A 17,496-nucleotide genomic window follows, 5' to 3' on the forward strand; every position below is an offset into this window, starting at 1 on the left:
CCCGGGCCGGCGCCCCTCAGCGGGGTGTCACCTGGGGCTCGTCGGGATTGCGGAGCCCCTCGGCCGCGTCCGCGACCCGCCGGATGAGGTCGAAGAACACCGTCCGCTCGTCGGCGGTCAGCGGGGCGAGGAACACCTGGTTCATCCGGGCGGTGCGCACGGTCAGCCTGCGGTGCGTGCGCTCCCCCTCGTCCGTGAGGTGCAGCAGGGAGCGCCGGCCGTCCTGGGGGTCGCGGACCTTGTCGAGCAGTCCGCGCCTGCTGAGCCGGCTGATCACCTCGGCGATGGTGGACCGGTCGAGCCCCACCCGCTCCCCCACCGTGCGCTGGTCGAGGCCGGGCTCGGCGACGAGGGTGTTGAGGACCGCGAACTGGGGCGAGGTGATCTCCTCGGAGACCATCGCGTTCCACAGCAGATAGTGGGCCTGCTGGAGCCGCCGGGCCAGGTGCCCGGGGTGGGTGGTGAGGTCCGCGGCCGCCATGTGCACCCCTCGGTCGTTTCGTCGGTGCACTGAACAATACTCACCGCACGGGGCACTGTCTGCCGCGCACGCAAAAGACCGTAGGTGCATCTGCCGAGGTCTTGACGCCTCTCGGTCCCGATGGCAGCGTGAGGAACAGCTCGCGGAAATACTCAGTGCCCTGATTAATCTGGTCGGGTCGCTCGGAAGAGATGGGGCTCCTCGGATGGACAAGGTGGTCGCCACGGCCCTGGAGGCGGTGGCCGACGTGCCGGACGGCGCGTCGCTCGCGGTGGGCGGTTTCGGGCTGAGCGGTGTGCCGAACGTGCTGATCGGGGCGTTGTACGAGCGCGGCGTGGCCGGCCTGTCGGTGGTCTCCAACAACTGCGGGGCGATGGAGTCGGGCCTCGCGGTGCTGCTGGCCGCCGGAAGGATCGCCCGGGTCACGGGCTCCTACATCGGCGCCAACAAGGAGTTCGCCCGGCAGTACCTGGCCGGGGAGCTGGAGGTCGAGCTGATCCCGCAGGGCACGCTGGCCGAGCGGCTGCGGGCCGGGGGCGCCGGGATCCCCGCCTTCTACACCCCGGCCGGCGTGGGCACCCAGGTCGCCGACGGCGGGCTGCCCTGGCGCTACGACGGTGAAGGCGGGGTCGCGCTCGCCTCGCCGCCGAAGGAGGTCAGGGACTTCGACGGCACCGAGTACGTGCTGGAGCGGGGCATCCGCACCGACTTCGCCCTGGTCCGGGCCGCGAAGGGCGACCGGCACGGCAACCTCGTCTTCAGCAAGTCCTCCCGGAACTTCAACCCGCTGGCCGCGATGGCCGGGCGGGTCACGGTCGCCGAGGTGGAGGAGCTGGTGGAGCCCGGCGAGATCGACCCGGACACGGTGCACCTGCCGGGCATCTTCGTGCAGCGGGTGCTCGCGCTCACCCCGGAGCAGGCGGCGGACAAGAAGATCGAGCAGCGGACGGTGAGGTCCTGATGGCCTGGACGCGCGAGGAGATGGCCGCACGGGCGGCGCGGGAGCTGCGGGACGGCCAGTACGTCAATCTCGGCATCGGCCTGCCGACACTGATCCCGAACCACCTCCCCGAGGGCGTCGAGGTCGTCCTGGAGTCGGAGAACGGCATCCTGGGCACCGGCCCCTACCCCACCGAGGACGCCGTCGACCCGGACCTGATCAACGCCGGCAAGGAGACGGTGACGGTCCTGCCGGGCGCCTCCTTCTTCGACTCGGCGCTGTCGTTCTCGATGATCCGGGGCGGGCACATCGACGTCGCCGTGCTCGGTGCCATGCAGGTGTCCGAGCGGGGCGACCTGGCCAACTGGGCCGTCCCCGGGAAGCTGATCACCGGCATCGGCGGGGCGATGGACCTGGTGCACGGCGCCCGCACGGTCATCGTGGTGATGACGCACACCGCCAAGGACGGCTCCCCCAAGATCCTCACCGAGTGCGCCCTGCCGCTGACCGGCAAGGGGTGCGTGAACCGGATCATCACCGACCTCGGCGTCCTCGACGTCACCGACGGCGGCCTCGTCCTGGTCGAGACCGCGCCGGGCGTGACCGCCGAGGAGATCGTCACCAGGACCGACGCCGAACTGACCGTGCCGGAGGGCCTGAAGTGAAGGACGTCTACATCGTCGACGCGGTCCGCACGCCGATCGGCCGCTACAACGGCGGCCTCGCGAGCGTGCGTCCGGACGACCTGGCCGCGCACGCCGTCCGCGAACTCCTCGGCCGCACGCCGGAGCTGGACCCGGCCCGGGTCGAGGACGTGTACTTCGGCAACGCCAACGGGGCCGGCGAGGAGAACCGCAACGTCGGCCGGATGGCCGCGCTGCTCGCCGGTCTGCCCACGTCCGTGCCGGGCGTGACGGTCAACCGGCTGTGCGCGTCCGGCCTGGAGGCCGTGATCCAGGCGGCCCGGGCCATCGCGCTCGGCGACGCGTCCATCGCGCTGGCCGGCGGCGTCGAGTCCATGACCCGGGCGCCGTACGTCCTGCCGAAGAGCGACAAGCCCTTCCCGGCCGGGCACACCGAGCTGTACTCGACGACGCTCGGCTGGCGGATGGTCAACCCGCGCATGGAACCGCAGTGGACGATCCCGCTGGGCGAGTCGGCAGAACTCATCGCGGACAAGCACAAGATCGGCCGGGAGCAGCAGGACGAGTTCGCCCTGCGCAGCCACGAGAAGGCGGCGCGGGCGCAGGCCGAGGGCCTGTTCGACGCCGAGCTGGCGCCCGTGCCGATTCCGCAGCGCAAGGGCGAGCCGGTGGTCCTCGCCGCCGACGAGTGCGTGCGGCCGGATGCCTCCCTGGCGGCGATGGCGAAGCTGAAGCCGTCCTTCCGCCAGGAGGGCGGCACGGTGACCGCGGGCAACGCGTCGCCGCTGAACGACGGTGCGGCGGCGCTGCTGCTCGTCGACGACGAGGGGTTGAGGGCGACGGGCCGCGAGCCGCTGGCCCGCGTCAGCGCGACGGGTGTCTCCGCGACCGACCCGCACTACTTCGGGCTCGCCCCCGTCGAGGCGGTCAACCGGGCGTTGGCCAAGGCGGGCAGGGGGTTCGACGACCTGTCCGTGCTGGAGCTGAACGAGGCGTTCGCAGCTCAGGTGCTGGGGTGTGTGGCCGAGTGGCCCGAGTTCGATCCCGCGATCCTGAACCCACAGGGCGGAGCGATCGCCCTGGGACATCCGCTGGGTGCGTCCGGGGCCCGGCTGGCCGGCACGGTCGCTCATCAACTTGCCCGGCGTGGCGGTGGCGTGGGTGTGGCCACGCTGTGCATCGGGGTGGGGCAAGGGCTCGCCCTCGTCCTGGAACGTTAGGCATTCGGCTGCGGGCCGTCCGTGGCCGGTCGCGCCCGCGCGGCGGAGCCGCATATCGATCCAGCCCCGCGCCCCTTCTGGGGCGAGACTCACAAGAACCTCAGGGACCCCCATGACTCTCACGCAGCACGACATCGACCAGGAGATCGCGGCCGAGCACGCCGCGTACGAGAAGCGGCTCGCCGACGGCGGCCCCGTCGAGCACCAGCCGCGGCGCGACTACGCGCCCTACCGGTCCTCGGTGCTCCGGCACCCCAAGCAGCCGCCGGTCACGATCGACGTCGGCAAGGACCCCGAGCTGGTGGAGCTGTTCTCCCCCGCCTTCGGGGAGCGGGACATCACCGAGATCGACAACGACCTCACCCGGCAGCACGCCGGGGAGCCCATCGGTGAGCGCATCACCGTCTCCGGGCGGCTCCTGGACCGCGACGGCCGCCCGGTGCGCGGCCAGCTCGTGGAGGTCTGGCAGGCCAACTCGGCGGGCCGCTACGCCCACCAGCGCGAGCAGCACGACGCCCCGCTGGACCCCAACTTCACCGGCGTGGGACGCACCCTCACCGACGACGACGGCCGGTACCACTTCACCACCGTCCAGCCGGGCCCGTACCCGTGGCGCCAGCACCGCAACGCCTGGCGGCCGGCGCACATCCACTTCTCCCTGTTCGGCACGGCGTTCACCCAGCGCCTCGTGACGCAGATGTACTTCCCGAGCGACCCGCTGTTCCCCTACGACCCGATCATCCAGTCCGTGACGGACGACGCGGCCCGGCAGCGGCTGGTCGCGACGTACGACCACGGCCTGTCGGTGCCGGAGTTCTCGATGGGCTACCACTGGGACATCGTGCTGGACGGCCCGCAGGCCACCTGGATCGAAGAAGGGCGCTGACCAGCCATGACGAGGATCGACACCAGCCGGCCGGAGAGCGTGCTGCCCACCCCCTCGCACACCGTCGGCCCGTTCTACGGCCACGCCCTGCCGTTCCGCGGCGGCGAGGACATCGCACCCCTCGGGCACCCGGACACCGTCACCGTGCACGGCTGCGTCACCGACGGCGCGGGCACACCCCTGCCGGACGCCCTGATCGAACTGTGGGGCCCGGACCCCGACGGCAACCTGCCGACGGCCGACGGCTCGATGCGGCGCGACCCGGCCTCGGGCGGCTTCCTCGGGCGCAACGGCGTGGAGTTCACGGGCTGGGGACGGATCCAGACCGACGCGAACGGCCACTGGTACGCGCGGACGCTGCGGCCCGGCGCCCGCGGGCGGAACGCCCCGTACCTCAGCGTGTGCGTCTTCGCGCGCGGGCTGCTCGTGCACCTGTACACCCGGATCTACCTGCCCGGCGACGCGGCGGCGCTCGCCGCCGATCCGCTGCTGTCCGGGCTGGAGGACGCTCGCCGCGACACGCTGATCGCCTCGGAGGAGGGGGACGGCACGTACCGTTTCGACATCCGCCTTCAGGGCGAAGGCGAGACGGTCTTCCTGGAGTTCCAGTGACATCTCCCTCTGGTGACACCGGCCTGCTCGCCCCGGGGTGGGCGGGTTCGGCGGCCGCGGCGGCCACCGGCGACCAGGCATATCTGCGGGCGCTGCTGGACGCCGAGGCCGCGCTGACCCGCGCGCAGGCCGCTGTGGGGCTGGCCCCGGCCGAGGCCGCGACGGCGGTGACCGAGGCGGCCGGCGGCACCTTCGACGCGGTCTCCCTCGCCGGACGGGCCCGCGCGGGCGGCAACCCCGTCATCCCGCTGGTCGCTGATCTGACGAAGGCCGTGGGCGACGCGTACGGCCCCTACGTCCACCGGGGCGCGACCAGCCAGGACATCCTGGACACGGCGACGATGCTGGTCGCCTCACGGACCCTCGGCCTGGTCGTCGCCGATCTCGGCCGTACCGAACAGGCCCTCGCCCGGCTGGCCGCCGAGCACCGTGACACCGCGATGCCGGGGCGGACCCTCACCCAGCACGCCGTACCGACCACGTTCGGGCTGAAGGCGGCCGGGTGGCGGTCGCTGGTGCTGGACGCGCGGGACCGGGTGCGGGCGGTCCGGGAGTCACTGCCCGCCCAACTCGGCGGTGCGGCGGGGACACTGGCGGCCTTCGGGGCGTACGGCGCGGGCGACCCGGCCGGGTTGCCGGAGGCGTACGCCCGGGAACTCGGGCTGCGGGCACCCGATCTGCCCTGGCACACCCTGCGGACGCCGGTCGGCGACCTCGCCGGATGCCTGGCCTTCGCCGCCGGCGCGCTCGGCAAGCTCGCGGTGGACGTCCTGACCCTGTCGCGCACCGAGATCGCCGAGGTCGTGGAGGGCAGCGGCGGGGGTTCGTCCGCCATGCCGCACAAGTCCAACCCCGTGCGCTCCACCCTGATCGCCTCCGCCGCGCGGCGGGCACCGCAGCTCGCGGCCACGCTGTACGGGGCCATGGCCGCCGAGGACGAGCGTCCGGCCGGGGCCTGGCACGCCGAGTGGGAGCCGCTGCGGGACCTGCTGCGGCTGGTCGGCGGTGCCGCCCGGGACGCCGCGGAACTCGCGGAGGGACTGCGGGTCAGGCCCGGTGCCATGCGCGAACACCTGGATCTCACCCACGGGTTGATCGTCTCCGAGCGGCTGTCCGCCGAACTGGCCCCGGTGCTGGGCCGCGCCCGCGCCAAGGAACTCCTCACTCGGCTGGCCTCGGAGGGGCGGCCGCTCGCCGAGGCGCCGGAGCTGGCGGACGCCGACCTCGACCCGACCCACTACACGGGCTCCGCCGGGGCCCTCACCGACCGTGCCCTGGAGCGACGTTGACCCTCCTGAACCACCGTGCCGAGGGATCCTCCTCCGCTTCCCCGCTACTGCTCGGCCCCTCGCTCGGCACGTCGTACGCCCTGTGGGACGAGGTGGCGCCCGAGCTGTCGGTCACCCATCGGGTGGTCCGCTGGGACCTGCCGGGGCACGGCGGTTCGCCGGCCGGCCTCATCGGGGCGGGTGCGACGGTCGCCGACCTCGCCGGGCTGGTGCTGGCGCTCGCCGATTCGCTCGGCATCGAGCGGTTCGCGTACGCGGGCGTGTCCCTGGGCGGGGCCGTGGGGCTGCATCTCGCGGTGCACCATCCGCAGCGGCTGTCGTCCCTGGCCGTGATCTGCTCGTCGGCGCACTTCAACGGCTCAACGCCGTGGGAGGAGCGGGCCGCGCTGGTGCGGAGCGAGGGGCTCGCTCGGCTTGCGGACAACGCCGACGCGCGCTGGTTCGCCGGCGGCTTCAGCGTGCCGCGCCTGGTCCAGGACCACCGGGACGCCGATCCCGACGCGTACGCCGCCTGCTGTGACGCGCTCGCCGCGTTCGACCTGCGGGACCGGCTCACGGAGATCGCCGTGCCGGCCCTGCTGATCGCCGGTCGCGAGGATCCCGCGACGCCGCCCGCGCATCTGCGGGAGATCGCCGACGCCGTGCCGGGCGCGACGCTCGTGGAGCTGCCGGGCGCCTCGCACCTGGCGCCCGCGCAGTGCCCGGAGGCGGTGCTGACCGCCCTGCGCGCACACTTCGGCCAGGAGGCCCGCCGGGGGATGGCGGTACGGCGCGAGGTGCTCGGCGACGCCCACGTCGACCGGGCGCAGGACCGGCAGACACCGTTCACGGCCCGCTTTCAGGACTTCATCTCGCGCTACGCCTGGGGCGAGATCTGGACCGACCCGACCCTCTCGCGCCGCGAGCGCAGCATGATCACCCTGACCGCGCTGGTCGCGCACGGCCACTACGACGAGCTGGCCATGCACGTCCGCGCGGCCCGCCGCAACGGGCTGACCCCGGAGGAGATCGGCGCGGTGCTGCTCCAGACGGCCGTGTACTGCGGGGTGCCGGCGGCGAATTCGGCGTTCGCTACGGCCCAGCGGGTGCTGGCGGAGGAGGACACCCCTTGAGCAGTGTGCATCGTGAAGTTGCAGGTCACGGGTCTGGCGTGAATGGCGAGTTGGGTACTCGCGGAGGAACCGGACGCCGAAGCGCCCAAGGGTCTGTCAAAAGAACAGGCTCACTGCCTGGCCCACCGTCATGCCAACCCCGAGCAGCAGGACCGGCACTCCGAAGAGGACGACTCCCGCCGTCCTCCAGACCAGGGTCCTCACCGCCAGTGTGCAGACGGCCTTGTTCGGGTCTTCCGGGTCGTAGACGACCTCGATGCGCTGCGGGTCTCCGCCGATCCCCGGCGCCGCGTAGTCGGCCCGGACCTCATGCACGCCTCCCTCCAGGTCGGTGTACCGGAAGTGCTTACGCTGACCATTTCCATGGGCGAATTGAGCCACGACCGCGACTCCCTGCTTCCGCAGCACCCACCGCTGGCGCGCCGCCACGGCCGCGGGCCCGACGAGAAGGAGGCCAAGGGCGAGGGGCATGACCCCCGCCGCCCACAACAACGCCTGAAACGGTCTGCCCGCCAGGGCCAGTCCGGCGATACCGCCGAGGTAGACCGCCAGGACGGCGAACGTCTCCGCACCCGTGCGCCGTTTCCTGCGCCGGACGGCTTCCGATGTCCCCGTCGGCAGAACGTCGACGAGAGGCGTCCCGCCCTGTGGTGGTGCCGTCTCCGACCGCTCGCGGTTGATCACCTCGACGAGGCGCGCCGCCGCTGAGGCGTCCCTGCCCTCCACCACGAATACCGGCCCCGGCGCACCGTCACTGCCCCACAGCGCCACCTCGACCGACCGGCCGCCGCGACCCGTCACCCGGGCACCCTCGACGGCCGCGATCGGTATCCGCCGACGCGTCCCCTTCTGTTGCAGCCAGACGGCCCTGGCCTCGAGCCAGATGCTCTCGCCATACCCTCGGAGCGTGATCGACGGCAGTGGGGAAGGCGACGGCTCGGACCGACGGGGCATGACTACCTCTTTCCTGAGGCCAGTGGGCGGTCGGGCGCTGCACAGATTCTCACAACCGCCCCGCGTAGGCACTGCGTTGCTCCATCCCGCTCGCGCCACCAACCGCGAGTTGATCACACGTCTGAACAGGAACTCCATGCCCGAGCGACACGAATCAGATACGAGCTCTAAACAGCCCTTGCAATGACCGTGGTCACCACTTTGCGGACGACTCCGATCTCTGGCGGGGTGCCTTTGCGATCGGCGAACAGCATGTGCGTGGCCCCGATCAGTGTGGGGGCGAGCGTGTCGACATCGGTTTCCGCTGGGATGCGGCCCAGTTCGCGCTCGGCGGTGAGGTAGGTGGCGATCACGGTTGCAGCGTCCGTCAGAACGGGAACGCCGGTCGGCCTGGCCAGGCGCAGTCGGGCGCGCAGTTCGTCCCGGGACGTGACAAGGCTGACGATCGCGACAGCGACCGAGCCGAACAGGTCGGTCAGCGCGCTGGTGAGGTTATCGGCGACGGTGCTGGTCCCGGCCAGGCCGCAGAGGGCAGCAGCCCGGTTGTCGATCCGGGCGATGCGGTCCAGGACGAGTTCGGCGAGGAAGGCGTCGAAGTCGGCGAAGTGCCGGTGCAAGACGCCCTTGGCGCAGCCTGCCTCCGTAGTGACCGCTCGGCTGGTCAGCGCGCTTGGGCCGTCCCGGAGCAGGACGCACTCGGCGGCGTCGAAGAGTCGCTCTCGCACGTCGCGGATGGCTACCCCTGTCGGCACAGTGCCTCGCCTCCTTCTGTCCGCAAGGACTCACGCGATTGACGAGTGGGCATGTGCCCACCCATAGTGGGCGCATGCCCACTTTACCGTTCCCAGAGAGGGAGTCACATCAACATCGCCAGGCAGCGGAGTCGTTCGGCTCGGATGCCGAACTCTACGATCGCGCCCGGCCCCGCTATCCCGACGCCATGGTGGAGGCGATCATCGCCGCAAGCCCCGGCCCTGACCTCTTGGACGTCGGCATGGGCACCGGCCTATCGGCCCGGCCGTTCCAAGCGGCTGGCTGCAAGGTGCTGGGTGTCGACGTCGACCCACGCATGGCCGCCTTTGCACGCCACAGCGGACTCGACGCCGAAGTGGCCACCTTCGAAGCCTGGGACCCGGCCGGCCGCACCTTCGACGCCGTGACAGCCGGGCAGACCTGGCACTGGATCGACCCGGTCGCGGGAGCGGCCAAGGCGGCCGAGGTGCTGCGGCCGGGCGGCCGACTGGCCGTGTTCTGGAACGTCTTCCGGCCGTCCCCCGAGATGGCGAAAACCTTCTCAGAGGTCCACCGCCGAGTCATGCCCGACTCGCAACGCAATCCATGGGCCAAGCCCGCCATCGAGGGGTACTCAGTGCTGTTCACCAAGGCAGCCGACGGGATACGACAGACCAGCGCCTTTGGCGACCCACAACGATGGCAGTTCAACTGGGAGCGGCCCTACCTCCGGGACGAGTGGCTTGACCAGCTGCGCACGGGTGGTGACGCCAGCCAGATTCCGCCTACCACGCTCGAAGAACTACTGGAGGGCGTCGGGGCCGCCATCGACGCGCTGGGCGGCACCTTCACGATGCACTACACCGCTGTAGTGGTCACGGCCGCGCGAGCCCACACCCACCAACCAGGCGCGGCAGTCCGACCATTGCGGGCGGGACAGCGGTCGGCCTACTAAGTGATCGAAATCAACGGACCACTGCGAATGTGACGGGAGGGATCCAACTCAGGGTGCGCATACAGAGTTGGATTCCCTCCTGAGTGCGTCGGCTGTGCGGTCCGTGAATCGGTTGATCAGCAACGCGTGGAAGGGCCTGAGCAGGACGTGAGCGACGCTGCCAGGACCCACCGCCGAGCTGGCGGCCCAACGTGGCCGGCGGCCGGAGCACCTGGCTCCGCCGGGGCGGGGCGAGGGAGAATGCCCAGCTGGGCGCTGACACAGTCATGGAGGCCGACCGTATGGCCCCTCATCAGTTACTCGGTTTGGCGATTGACGTTGCCGAGGAAGCCTTGGCGGCGGGCGAGTTGCCGATCGGTGCGGTTGTGGTCATGGGTGACGAGGTCGTTGGTCGCGCATATACGCAGGAGCGGGCGCTGAACCGGCGTCTGGTGCATGCCGAGTAGCTGGCGATGACGGAGGCCGATCAGGGGTTGGGCTGGGGGCGACGTCCGGAGCCGATGATTCTCGCCGTGACTCTCGAACCTTGCCTGATGTGCCTGGGAGCCGCCATGACGATGGGGATGTCGGAGATCTGGTACGGGCTCGAATCCCCGAGCGACGGGGCGGGTGGTGTCGGCAGTGTGTGGCGGCCGCAGCAACCCGAGGAGGAGTTCTCCCAAGTACCGACAGTCGTCGGCGGTGTCCTTCGGCAGCGGTGTCAGGAATTGTTCGAGCGTTATGCCGAGGGTGCGACGAATGCAGGGTTGCGGCGGTGGGCCTCGGCTCTCGGGGGGCCTGCCCGTGCGCGACTGAACACTATGGGCTCTCGGGCAGGGTGTTTCGGTCCCGCAGATTCCGGCGCACAAACGCCTGGCCCTGCAGAGCCGGCCTCGATAGCGTCTGGCGAATGCGGATCTTGCACTTGTCGGACACCCACCTCGATCGCCGTGACGCGCCGAACAAGCACGGCGTCAACGCGACCCAGTCCCTGCGCCGGATGCTCGCCGATCTACGGCATCTGCGCGCGGTCGACACCATCGTGGTCAGCGGTGACATCGCCGACGACGGCTCCCCGGAGGCATACGTCGCGGCCCGCGCCATCGTGCGTGAGTTCGCGGCGGAGCGGAACGTCCCGGTGATCTACAGCACCGGCAACCACGATGAGCGCCAGGCGTTCGCCAAGGTGCTGGGCAGCGGTCATCTCGATCCGGACGGCAGCGACCGGGCCGACACCCTGATCGCCTCCCATGAGGCAGAGCGGGCCGCCGTGAGCCTGGTCGACGGCCACCGCTTTATCACGCTCGACTCACTCGTGCCCGGCAAGGGGTACGGGCACCTCAGCCGGACCCAGCTCGACTGGCTCCGCGACGTACTGGGCACACCAGCACCCCACGGCACCGTCCTGGTCTTCCACCACCCACCGATCACCCTGGACGTGGAAGTCCAGCAGGCCCTGGGACTGCAGAACCCGTCGGAACTGGTCGACACGATCCGTGGCAGCGACGTCCGCCTCATCCTGTGCGGCCACTTCCACCTGCAGATCTTCGGTTTTCTGGAAACAGTGCCAGTGTGGGTAACCCCAGGCGTCGTCAGCCGCGTCGACCTCACCGCCGCCCCCCGCACCGAACGGGCCGTGCGCGGAGCCTCCGCCACCCTGGTTCAACTCGGCGCGCACGGCCCGCTGTTCCACACCCTCCACGCCCGCGACCCGCAGGCCGGCGAGACCGTCTACGAACTCGACGAACAGCAGCTCCGCTCCGTCATCGACGAACTCGGCGCCGGAACCTGACCAGCGCTCGCGCGCTTACCCGAAGTCGTTGAACTCCTCACCAGGCCGCGCCTTCCGGCGGCAGCGGCCGGCCGAAGACGACCATGGGGTGGCCGGGGCCGTCGTAGTCCTCGGCGATCTGCGTGTCGAAGCCGAGGCTGCGGTGGAAGGCGATCGAGCCGGTGTTCCCGACGGACGTGATCGCCTTCAGCCGTTGCGCGCCCTGGCGACGCGCGGCCTGTGCGAACGCCGCATAGAGACGCCGGCCGAGCCCAGTGCCCCGGGCATCCTCCCGCGTGGCGATCAAATGCACGTACCCCGTGCCGGTGGGCGTGACGAAACCGATGATGTACCCGCGGATCCCGTCCCCGGCACGGGCCACCAGGCACGTTGAACCGAACTCGTGCACCAAGGAAAACAGGTGCAGAGACCGGAGGTCGCGCTCTCCCCAGTAGCGCGGGTGATCCCCTAGGACCTGATGGATGTCGCCTATCTCGGCTGATGTGATCTCTACGTCCATAAAGACGATCATGTCAGGCCACAGACCCAGCAACCGAGAGCAGCAACTGTGATGCCCAGAGTGCCAACCTGGCGTGCTAAGTGGCGTCTCATTTGATGAATCTGCGATAGCAGAGGAGACTGCAGGCGACGATGCTGGTGAAGGCCAGGAAGTGTTCGACTTTGCGCTCGTAGCGGCGGTGGAGTCGGCGGCCGCCGGCGAGCCAGGCCATCGTGCGTTCGATGGTCCAGCGGTGCCGGCCCAGACGCGTGGACGACTCGATGCCCGGGCGATCCGGTCGGTGATCCCATGCTGACCCATCGCCGCAGGTGGTCGTAGTGGTAGCCCTGGTCCGCGTGCAGGTTGGCGGGAGACGCCGCCGATGGGCTCTGCGGCGGGAACGGATCGGCGGGATGCCGCGGAAACAAAGAACCTCCCTCTGAAGCAACGCGGCTGGGTCACATCGGTTGACCGTGCTCAACCATCGGTCTCAGGGTTGCCTGTCAAAACGCCAGTGTTGTGGGTGCGCAGACAATGGCCGACGGGTCAGGTCGGGCTGGCTCGCCGACGGGTCCAGACGTAGCCAGCGATGATCCCGCCGATCACGATCACCTCGAAGACCACGTCCACTAGGTGATCCCCCAGGGAGACCAGCAGCAGTCCGAACAGTCCAGCGGCAAGGACCGCGCCGAAGGATGCCGCCAACTGGTGCCGCGCCGTCCAGCCGTGGCGCATCCAGCGTGCCACGATCGCCGCGGCGGCGATGGCGACCAGCACGGCTGCGAGCACCCACCACACGAACGATATGCCGCCGCCGATGAACGCCAGCAGGTGGAAGACGAACCAGACCAGTCCGAAGCCCAGCCCGGTCCACCCGGCGCGCATCGGCCCGGGCAGCCGCTGCGGTACCCGCGGTGTTTCTCGGGCCCGGCAGCGCGACGCGGCCAATGTCAGCATTCCCACGATCGCGAGCACCACGCCGATCTCGACGACGGAAAGGCGGAAATCCGACCGCAGCAGGGAAATCAGCGCGAAGAGCGCCGTACCGAGGGCGAACACCCCACCGAAGGCCGACAGCTTCCGTCGGGACAACCACGGGGACCCGCTTTCCCGGGGGAACAGGATATGCACCACGCCGATGGGAATAAGCACACTCCAGACAACGTGGTACCCGCACACGAGCACGGCCCAGAACCAGTTCACCCCGGCGGCGCGGCCGTACATCGTCTCGCCGTCCATCCCCTGCGGATTGAAGATCGTCTGCAGGGCGAGGCCCTCCTCGATCAGCGCGTAGGCGACACCGAGCAGGACTATCCCCCACCCGTTGAGCCGCAGGCGTTGCGCGATCTCGCGTACCAGGACGACACCGGCACCGTAGAAGCACAGGATCGAGACCACCCGCAAGGGCTCCACGAAATAGCTCAAGCGCAACGCCGCGCCCACCACCTCGCCCAGCAAGGGAGCCATGAGAAACAGCGTCACCACCGGGGCCACCCGGTGCCGCCGGCCATCCGGACTGAGCTCGGCGCGACCCCTGGCGATTGGTGGATCGGGCGGCGTCTTCATTCCCACGCTTCTGGGTCCTCTGTTTCACCTGTTGGCCGCCATCGCGATGGAGTTCCGCGATGTCGTTTCCGCCGATAACCGTCCCGCGGCGCACACCAGCATGATGGTCAGCGGGGAGTCAGCGACCACGGTGGCATTGGCCATGGAGGGAAGTCGGACGTTGACGGAAGTTCATATCTGCAAGTCTGTCGCTGCCCAGGGCGCCGCGTATCCGCCGATGGTCTACTCCACGGCGACCAAAGTCTCAGTGCCGGGGGCGAGGACTCGTCCCACGTCATGACGGTGGCCGGGTGGCGGTTCTGCGACTCCGGCACCGGCACGCCGTGATCATCGGCCGCCGACCAGCACGAGTACCCAACTCGCCATTCACACCAGACCCGTGACCTGCAACTTCACGATGCACACTGCTCCTTGAGGGCGGGCGGGTGCGCCGCGTCGGCCTCGGCCGTCAGGTCTCCTTCGCCGCCGGTCCGTGTCCGGACTACGCGGGGCCGACACCGGCCTTGAGCGCGGCACGCGCCCGGTCCGCCAGCCCGTCTGCCCCGCAGGAGATCGCCAGGTCCAGGCCGCGGTGCAGATCGGCCGCCGAGCGGGCGGCGATGCCGAACTCGATGCGGGCCGCCGCGTGTTCGTACTGGCAGGGCGACGCCTCCAGGTACGTGACCGCCTGGCCGTAGAGCCGGACCGCTCGCTGGCCGGTCTCCAGGTCGGCGGCGCAGCGCAGGGCCTCCCCTATCGCCGTGTCCGTGCCGAAGCGCTCCGCCTGGCGGCGGACGTCGACGGCGAGCCGGGCGGCGCGGGCCGGGTCCTCGGTGCGCAGGGCGCGGGCGAGGTCGGCGGCCCAGGGGACGAGCACCGGGTTGTGGTGGCCGCGGGCCGCCGCCGCCTTCTCCGCGGCCTCCAGTTCGTTGATGCCGTCCTTGGTGCGGCCGACGGCCAGCAGCAGCCGGCCGCGCACCGAACGGGGATCGGGCAGGACGATGGTGGACGGGTAGGGCGGGGCGAAGCCGTGCTGTTCGGCGACCTCCCAGGCCTGTTCGACATGACCGCGGGCGAGCAGCGTGTCGACGAGGCTGCAGGTCGCGGACCAGTACAGGGGCAGGCCGCGGCCGACACGCTCGGCGAGGCGCAGCGCCTCGCGCAGGGAGGCCTCCGCCTCCTTCAGACGGCCCCGCCTGCGGTGGCCGATCCCCACGTAGGCATGGGCCAGGGCGAGGTGGCCGCCGCTCCAGCCGGCCGTCTCGTAGGCGCGCAGCGCTTCGTTGTAGAGGGTCTCGGCGCGGTCGAGGCGGTCGGTGAAGCCGTACGCGTTGGCCAGCATCAGCAGCAGTTCGATGCCCCACTCGGTGTCGGTCCAGCCGAGTCCGGGGGCGAGGCGGCCGTTGACGAGGGCGCGGTCGCACAGCTCGGTGACCTCCTCGGCGTTCTCACCCTGCATCAGGGCGTCGAAGCCGCGCAGGATGAGCAGCGCGCGTTCGGAGTTGTCCCGGCCGGTGCAGGGGCGGGCGAGGTCGGCGAGCCGCTGGGAGCGGCCGGGTGAGGCGGCCTCGCCGGCGTGCAGCCCCTCCCACATGAACTGCGCGGCCTGCAGCCGCATCCGGTCGGGGCCGGGCTGGAGCCTGGCCGCCTCCGCCTCGACCGTGCGGACGGCTTCCTCCAGCTGGTCGTTGTGGAGGAGCGCCTGGGAGAGCCGGAAGACGGCGTCGACCCGCTGGCGGCCCTGGAGGCCGGGCATGCCGAGCGCGGTCCGCAGATGGCCGATGGTGCGGGCGGGCGCGGTGAGGAAGGTGGCCTCGGCCAGTTCGTACAGCACCTGCGGGTGCGACTCGGGCCGGGGCGGTTCCTTCAGGGCGCGCTCCAGGCAGCGGCGGGCCGCGTCGGGGGCGCCGACGGCGAGGTGTTCGCGGGCGGCCTCACGCAGTTGTCCGACGAGTTCCTCGTCGTCGTCCGGGTGGACCTCCAGGAGGTGGCGGGCGGCGGCCGCGGCGCCGTGTCCCTCGTCGGTGACGATCCGGGCGGCTATGCCGTGCATGGCGGTGCGCAGGGCGTCGGGGATGGAGTTGTAGACGGCGGACGCGATCAGCGGGTGGACGAACTCCAGGTCGCCGTCGGCGCTGCGGCCGGTGGCGGGGTCGGGCGCGGTGAGGATGCGGGCGGTGCGCAGCAGTTCGGCGCAGCGGCGGGCGTCGTCCGGGCGCAGGGTGGCGAGTTTGGCGACCAGGTCGGTGGAGATGCCGGTGCCGAGGATGGCGGCGGCCCAGGCGAACCGGGTGGAGTCGATGCCGAGTTCCTCCAGGCGGGCGACGAGGCCGCCGCCGCGGGCCGAGCGGTTCAGCTCGCGCAGTTCCCCGGCCCGGGCCTCGACCGGTTCGAGTTCGCTGTCCTGGACCCGGGCGAGGAGTTCGACGGTCTCGTAGGGGTTGCCGGCGGTGACGGCCCAGACCTCGCGGCAGAACGCGGCGTCGGCGTGTTCTCCCAGGGAGGCGCGGGTGAGCCCGGCCGTGGCGTCCGGGGTGAGGGCACTCAGCGTCGTCATGGGGCCGTCCGCGGCGGCGGCGACGGTGTCGAGGTGACGGGCGCTCGCGCCGGAGACCTCCTCGGGGCGGCGGGTGACGACGATCAGGACGGACACCTCGTCGATGCGCTCGGCGAGTCCCGCGAGCCAGTGCAGGGTCTCCTGGTCCGCCCAGTGGGCGTCGTCGATCAGCAGCACCAGCGGCCAGTCCCGGCGGGCGAGCCGGCGCACGGCCGCGACCAGGCCGTCGCACACGCCCTGCGGGTCGGCCTGCCGGTCGCCGGGTTCCGCGATGCCGAGGGCGGGGCCGGCGATGTCGTACCAGTCGCCGAGGTACTCGCGGGCCTCATCCGGCAGCATCGACACCAGGGCCGGCTGCAGCAGTTGCCGTACCACGTTGAAGGGGACCGACCTGAGGGTCTCGCCGCCGCGGGCCGACCAGACCGTGCAGCCGCGGGCCTCGGCGATGCGGCGGGTTTCGGCCAGCAGAGCTGTCTTGCCGAGTCCGGCCTCGGCGCGGAAGACCAGCAGTCCGCCGGGCGAGGAACGGTCCGTGCACAGGGTCTCGACCGCCCGCGTGACGGCGGCGACCTCCTCCTCGCGCTCCCACAGGGAAGCCGAGGCGGCGGCCGTGGGCCGTACCTCCGTCATCCCGCTACCTCCCCAAGTCGCCCGAACGACGTACAGACGTCGAGCGTAGCCGTCCGATTGCCCGAATGGAGGGTGGTCGGGGCACCTCTTGCCGTGACGGGTGACGCCGGGGGCGGCCGGGCGACGCGTCCGGCCCTGCACCAGCCGCATTTCAGTCAACCGCGCGCAAAGTCAAGGGAGATGACGTTCATTCAGCGGCTGCGGGGCCCGGCGGATGCAGCTGCCTCGCCGCTCGCCGCCGTGCGGTGTCGCGGCCCCGGCGCGACTGCCCCTGGAACAGCCGGTTCCGACTCCTCTCATGCCTCTTTCACCGACGCCTCATACGGTGGGGGCATGACGCAGGAGACTCCTCCCGGGTGGTACGCCGATCCCGGACAGACAAGTGACGGGCCCGCCACCGAGCGCTGGTGGGACGGCAAGGCCTGGACGGACCGCGTCCGCCCGGTACAGCCGCCCGCGACCTGGGGTCCCCCGACCGGGCCGGCGGACCGGCCGGCTGCCGCCGCCGGGGCGCCGGCCGGGGCCGGGACACCGGGAGCGGGGACGCCCGCCGGAGCCGGGACACCGGGAGCGGGGACTTCGGCCGGAGCCGAGACGCCGGGAGCGGGACAGGCGGCCGGGCCCGAGGCGCCGGGAGCCGGGGCGCCGGCCGGGGCCGGAACACCGGGAGCCGGGACTCCGGCCGGAGCC

General features: G+C 71.3%; 17 protein-coding genes and 1 pseudogene. 11 read left to right on the forward strand and 7 right to left on the reverse strand.

The window, feature by feature from the left end:
* Nucleotides 1–16 precede the first annotated feature (16 nt).
* Complete coding sequence (locus HNR57_RS01875) at nt 17–481, reverse strand: MarR family winged helix-turn-helix transcriptional regulator (RefSeq protein ID WP_184554915.1); 465 nt, start codon at nt 479–481, stop codon at nt 17–19.
* A gap of 205 nt (nt 482–686) precedes the next feature.
* On the opposite strand from HNR57_RS01875, the gene HNR57_RS01880 reads away from it, so the two are divergent.
* The 7 genes from HNR57_RS01880 (at nt 687) to pcaDC (ending at nt 7,184) form a co-directional block, all read left to right on the forward strand.
* The gene (locus HNR57_RS01880) at nt 687–1,442 is read left to right on the forward strand and encodes a CoA transferase subunit A (RefSeq protein WP_184554918.1); all 756 of its coding nucleotides are present in this window, start codon (nt 687–689) and stop codon (nt 1,440–1,442) included.
* Nucleotides 1,442–2,086, forward strand: coding sequence for a CoA transferase subunit B (locus HNR57_RS01885; RefSeq protein ID WP_184554921.1), 645 nt, complete (start codon nt 1,442–1,444; stop codon nt 2,084–2,086). The genes HNR57_RS01880 and HNR57_RS01885 overlap by 1 nt, the downstream gene beginning before the upstream one ends.
* Nucleotides 2,083–3,285, forward strand: a complete 1,203-nt coding sequence (locus tag HNR57_RS01890) for a thiolase family protein (RefSeq protein WP_184554924.1) — start codon at nt 2,083–2,085, stop codon at nt 3,283–3,285. The genes HNR57_RS01885 and HNR57_RS01890 overlap by 4 nt, the downstream gene beginning before the upstream one ends.
* 112 nt (nt 3,286–3,397) lie before the next feature.
* Nucleotides 3,398–4,171: a protocatechuate 3,4-dioxygenase subunit beta gene (pcaH, locus tag HNR57_RS01895; protein WP_184554927.1), complete on the forward strand. Its 774-nt coding sequence runs from the start codon at nt 3,398–3,400 to the stop codon at nt 4,169–4,171.
* 6 nt (nt 4,172–4,177) lie between these two features.
* Nucleotides 4,178–4,783: a protocatechuate 3,4-dioxygenase subunit alpha gene (pcaG, locus tag HNR57_RS01900; protein WP_184554930.1), complete on the forward strand. Its 606-nt coding sequence runs from the start codon at nt 4,178–4,180 to the stop codon at nt 4,781–4,783.
* Nucleotides 4,780–6,072, forward strand: a complete 1,293-nt coding sequence (pcaB, locus tag HNR57_RS01905; RefSeq protein WP_184554933.1) for a 3-carboxy-cis,cis-muconate cycloisomerase — start codon at nt 4,780–4,782, stop codon at nt 6,070–6,072. Before pcaG ends, pcaB begins: the two co-directional genes overlap by 4 nt.
* Entirely contained in the window at nt 6,069–7,184 is a 1,116-nt protein-coding gene (gene pcaDC, locus HNR57_RS01910) for a bifunctional 3-oxoadipate enol-lactonase/4-carboxymuconolactone decarboxylase PcaDC (protein WP_184554936.1), read from the forward strand. Before pcaB ends, pcaDC begins: the two co-directional genes overlap by 4 nt.
* Before the next feature lie 96 nt (nt 7,185–7,280).
* Here pcaDC and HNR57_RS01915 read toward each other — a convergent pair whose 3' ends face one another.
* Both HNR57_RS01915 and HNR57_RS01920 read right to left on the reverse strand, forming a co-directional pair.
* Nucleotides 7,281–8,138 carry a hypothetical protein gene (locus HNR57_RS01915; RefSeq protein WP_184554939.1) on the reverse strand — a complete coding sequence of 286 codons (858 nt, stop codon included), beginning with the start codon at nt 8,136–8,138 and terminating at the stop codon, nt 7,281–7,283.
* Between the two features lie 167 nt (nt 8,139–8,305).
* Nucleotides 8,306–8,890 carry a TetR/AcrR family transcriptional regulator gene (locus HNR57_RS01920; protein ID WP_184554941.1) on the reverse strand — a complete coding sequence of 195 codons (585 nt, stop codon included), beginning with the start codon at nt 8,888–8,890 and terminating at the stop codon, nt 8,306–8,308.
* 74 nt (nt 8,891–8,964) lie between these two features.
* Between HNR57_RS01920 and HNR57_RS01925 the strand changes: the two genes are divergently transcribed.
* From HNR57_RS01925 to HNR57_RS01935, 3 genes are all read left to right on the forward strand, one after another.
* Nucleotides 8,965–9,825 (forward strand): class I SAM-dependent methyltransferase, encoded by an 861-nt coding sequence (locus tag HNR57_RS01925; RefSeq protein ID WP_184554944.1) that lies wholly within the window; start codon nt 8,965–8,967, stop codon nt 9,823–9,825.
* A gap of 281 nt (nt 9,826–10,106) precedes the next feature.
* On the forward strand, nt 10,107–10,271 hold the full coding sequence (locus HNR57_RS39135; protein ID WP_221341961.1) for a tRNA-specific adenosine deaminase: 165 nt from the start codon (nt 10,107–10,109) through the stop codon (nt 10,269–10,271).
* Between the two features lie 443 nt (nt 10,272–10,714).
* Nucleotides 10,715–11,596 (forward strand): metallophosphoesterase family protein, encoded by an 882-nt coding sequence (locus HNR57_RS01935; RefSeq protein WP_184554948.1) that lies wholly within the window; start codon nt 10,715–10,717, stop codon nt 11,594–11,596.
* Between the two features lie 37 nt (nt 11,597–11,633).
* Here the strand turns inward: HNR57_RS01935 and HNR57_RS01940 are convergent, their stop codons facing one another.
* The 4 genes and pseudogenes from HNR57_RS01940 to HNR57_RS01955 form a co-directional block, all read right to left on the reverse strand.
* Nucleotides 11,634–12,107 carry a GNAT family N-acetyltransferase gene (locus HNR57_RS01940; RefSeq protein ID WP_184554951.1) on the reverse strand — a complete coding sequence of 158 codons (474 nt, stop codon included), beginning with the start codon at nt 12,105–12,107 and terminating at the stop codon, nt 11,634–11,636.
* 76 nt (nt 12,108–12,183) lie between these two features.
* Nucleotides 12,184–12,555, reverse strand: a pseudogene (locus HNR57_RS40810) (IS5/IS1182 family transposase); the annotation flags it as partial.
* Nucleotides 12,556–12,620: 65 nt separating this feature from the next.
* On the reverse strand, nt 12,621–13,640 hold the full coding sequence (locus tag HNR57_RS01950; protein ID WP_513819876.1) for an AF_0692 family protein: 1,020 nt from the start codon (nt 13,638–13,640) through the stop codon (nt 12,621–12,623).
* A 481-nt stretch (nt 13,641–14,121) separates the two neighbouring features.
* Nucleotides 14,122–16,806, reverse strand: coding sequence for an ATP-binding protein (locus HNR57_RS01955; RefSeq protein WP_184554958.1), 2,685 nt, complete (start codon nt 16,804–16,806; stop codon nt 14,122–14,124).
* A 333-nt stretch (nt 16,807–17,139) separates the two neighbouring features.
* Between HNR57_RS01955 and HNR57_RS39330 the strand changes: the two genes are divergently transcribed.
* Nucleotides 17,140–17,496 (forward strand): DUF2510 domain-containing protein (locus HNR57_RS39330; RefSeq protein ID WP_246554132.1); only part of this gene is annotated, 357 nt, incomplete at its 3' end.

The sequence above is a fragment of the Streptomyces paradoxus genome, assembly GCF_014202475.1.
Lineage (GTDB): Bacteria > Actinomycetota > Actinomycetes > Streptomycetales > Streptomycetaceae > Streptomyces > Streptomyces paradoxus.

Excerpts from the sequence above, each read along its gene's own strand:
- HNR57_RS01875 (WP_184554915.1), bottom strand. The coding sequence starts at position 481 with ATGGCGGCCGCGGACCTCACCACCCACCCCGGGCACCTGGCCCGGCGG.
- HNR57_RS01880 (WP_184554918.1), top strand. The coding sequence starts at position 687 with ATGGACAAGGTGGTCGCCACGGCCCTGGAGGCGGTGGCCGACGTGCCG.
- HNR57_RS01885 (WP_184554921.1), top strand. The coding sequence starts at position 1,442 with ATGGCCTGGACGCGCGAGGAGATGGCCGCACGGGCGGCGCGGGAGCTG.
- pcaH (WP_184554927.1), top strand. The coding sequence starts at position 3,398 with ATGACTCTCACGCAGCACGACATCGACCAGGAGATCGCGGCCGAGCAC.
- pcaG (WP_184554930.1), top strand. The coding sequence starts at position 4,178 with ATGACGAGGATCGACACCAGCCGGCCGGAGAGCGTGCTGCCCACCCCC.
- HNR57_RS01915 (WP_184554939.1), bottom strand. The coding sequence starts at position 8,138 with ATGCCCCGTCGGTCCGAGCCGTCGCCTTCCCCACTGCCGTCGATCACG.
- HNR57_RS01925 (WP_184554944.1), top strand. The coding sequence starts at position 8,965 with ATGCCCACTTTACCGTTCCCAGAGAGGGAGTCACATCAACATCGCCAG.
- HNR57_RS39135 (WP_221341961.1), top strand. The coding sequence starts at position 10,107 with ATGGCCCCTCATCAGTTACTCGGTTTGGCGATTGACGTTGCCGAGGAA.
- HNR57_RS01935 (WP_184554948.1), top strand. The coding sequence starts at position 10,715 with ATGCGGATCTTGCACTTGTCGGACACCCACCTCGATCGCCGTGACGCG.
- HNR57_RS01940 (WP_184554951.1), bottom strand. The coding sequence starts at position 12,107 with ATGATCGTCTTTATGGACGTAGAGATCACATCAGCCGAGATAGGCGAC.
- HNR57_RS01950 (WP_513819876.1), bottom strand. The coding sequence starts at position 13,640 with ATGAAGACGCCGCCCGATCCACCAATCGCCAGGGGTCGCGCCGAGCTC.
- HNR57_RS01955 (WP_184554958.1), bottom strand. The coding sequence starts at position 16,806 with ATGACGGAGGTACGGCCCACGGCCGCCGCCTCGGCTTCCCTGTGGGAG.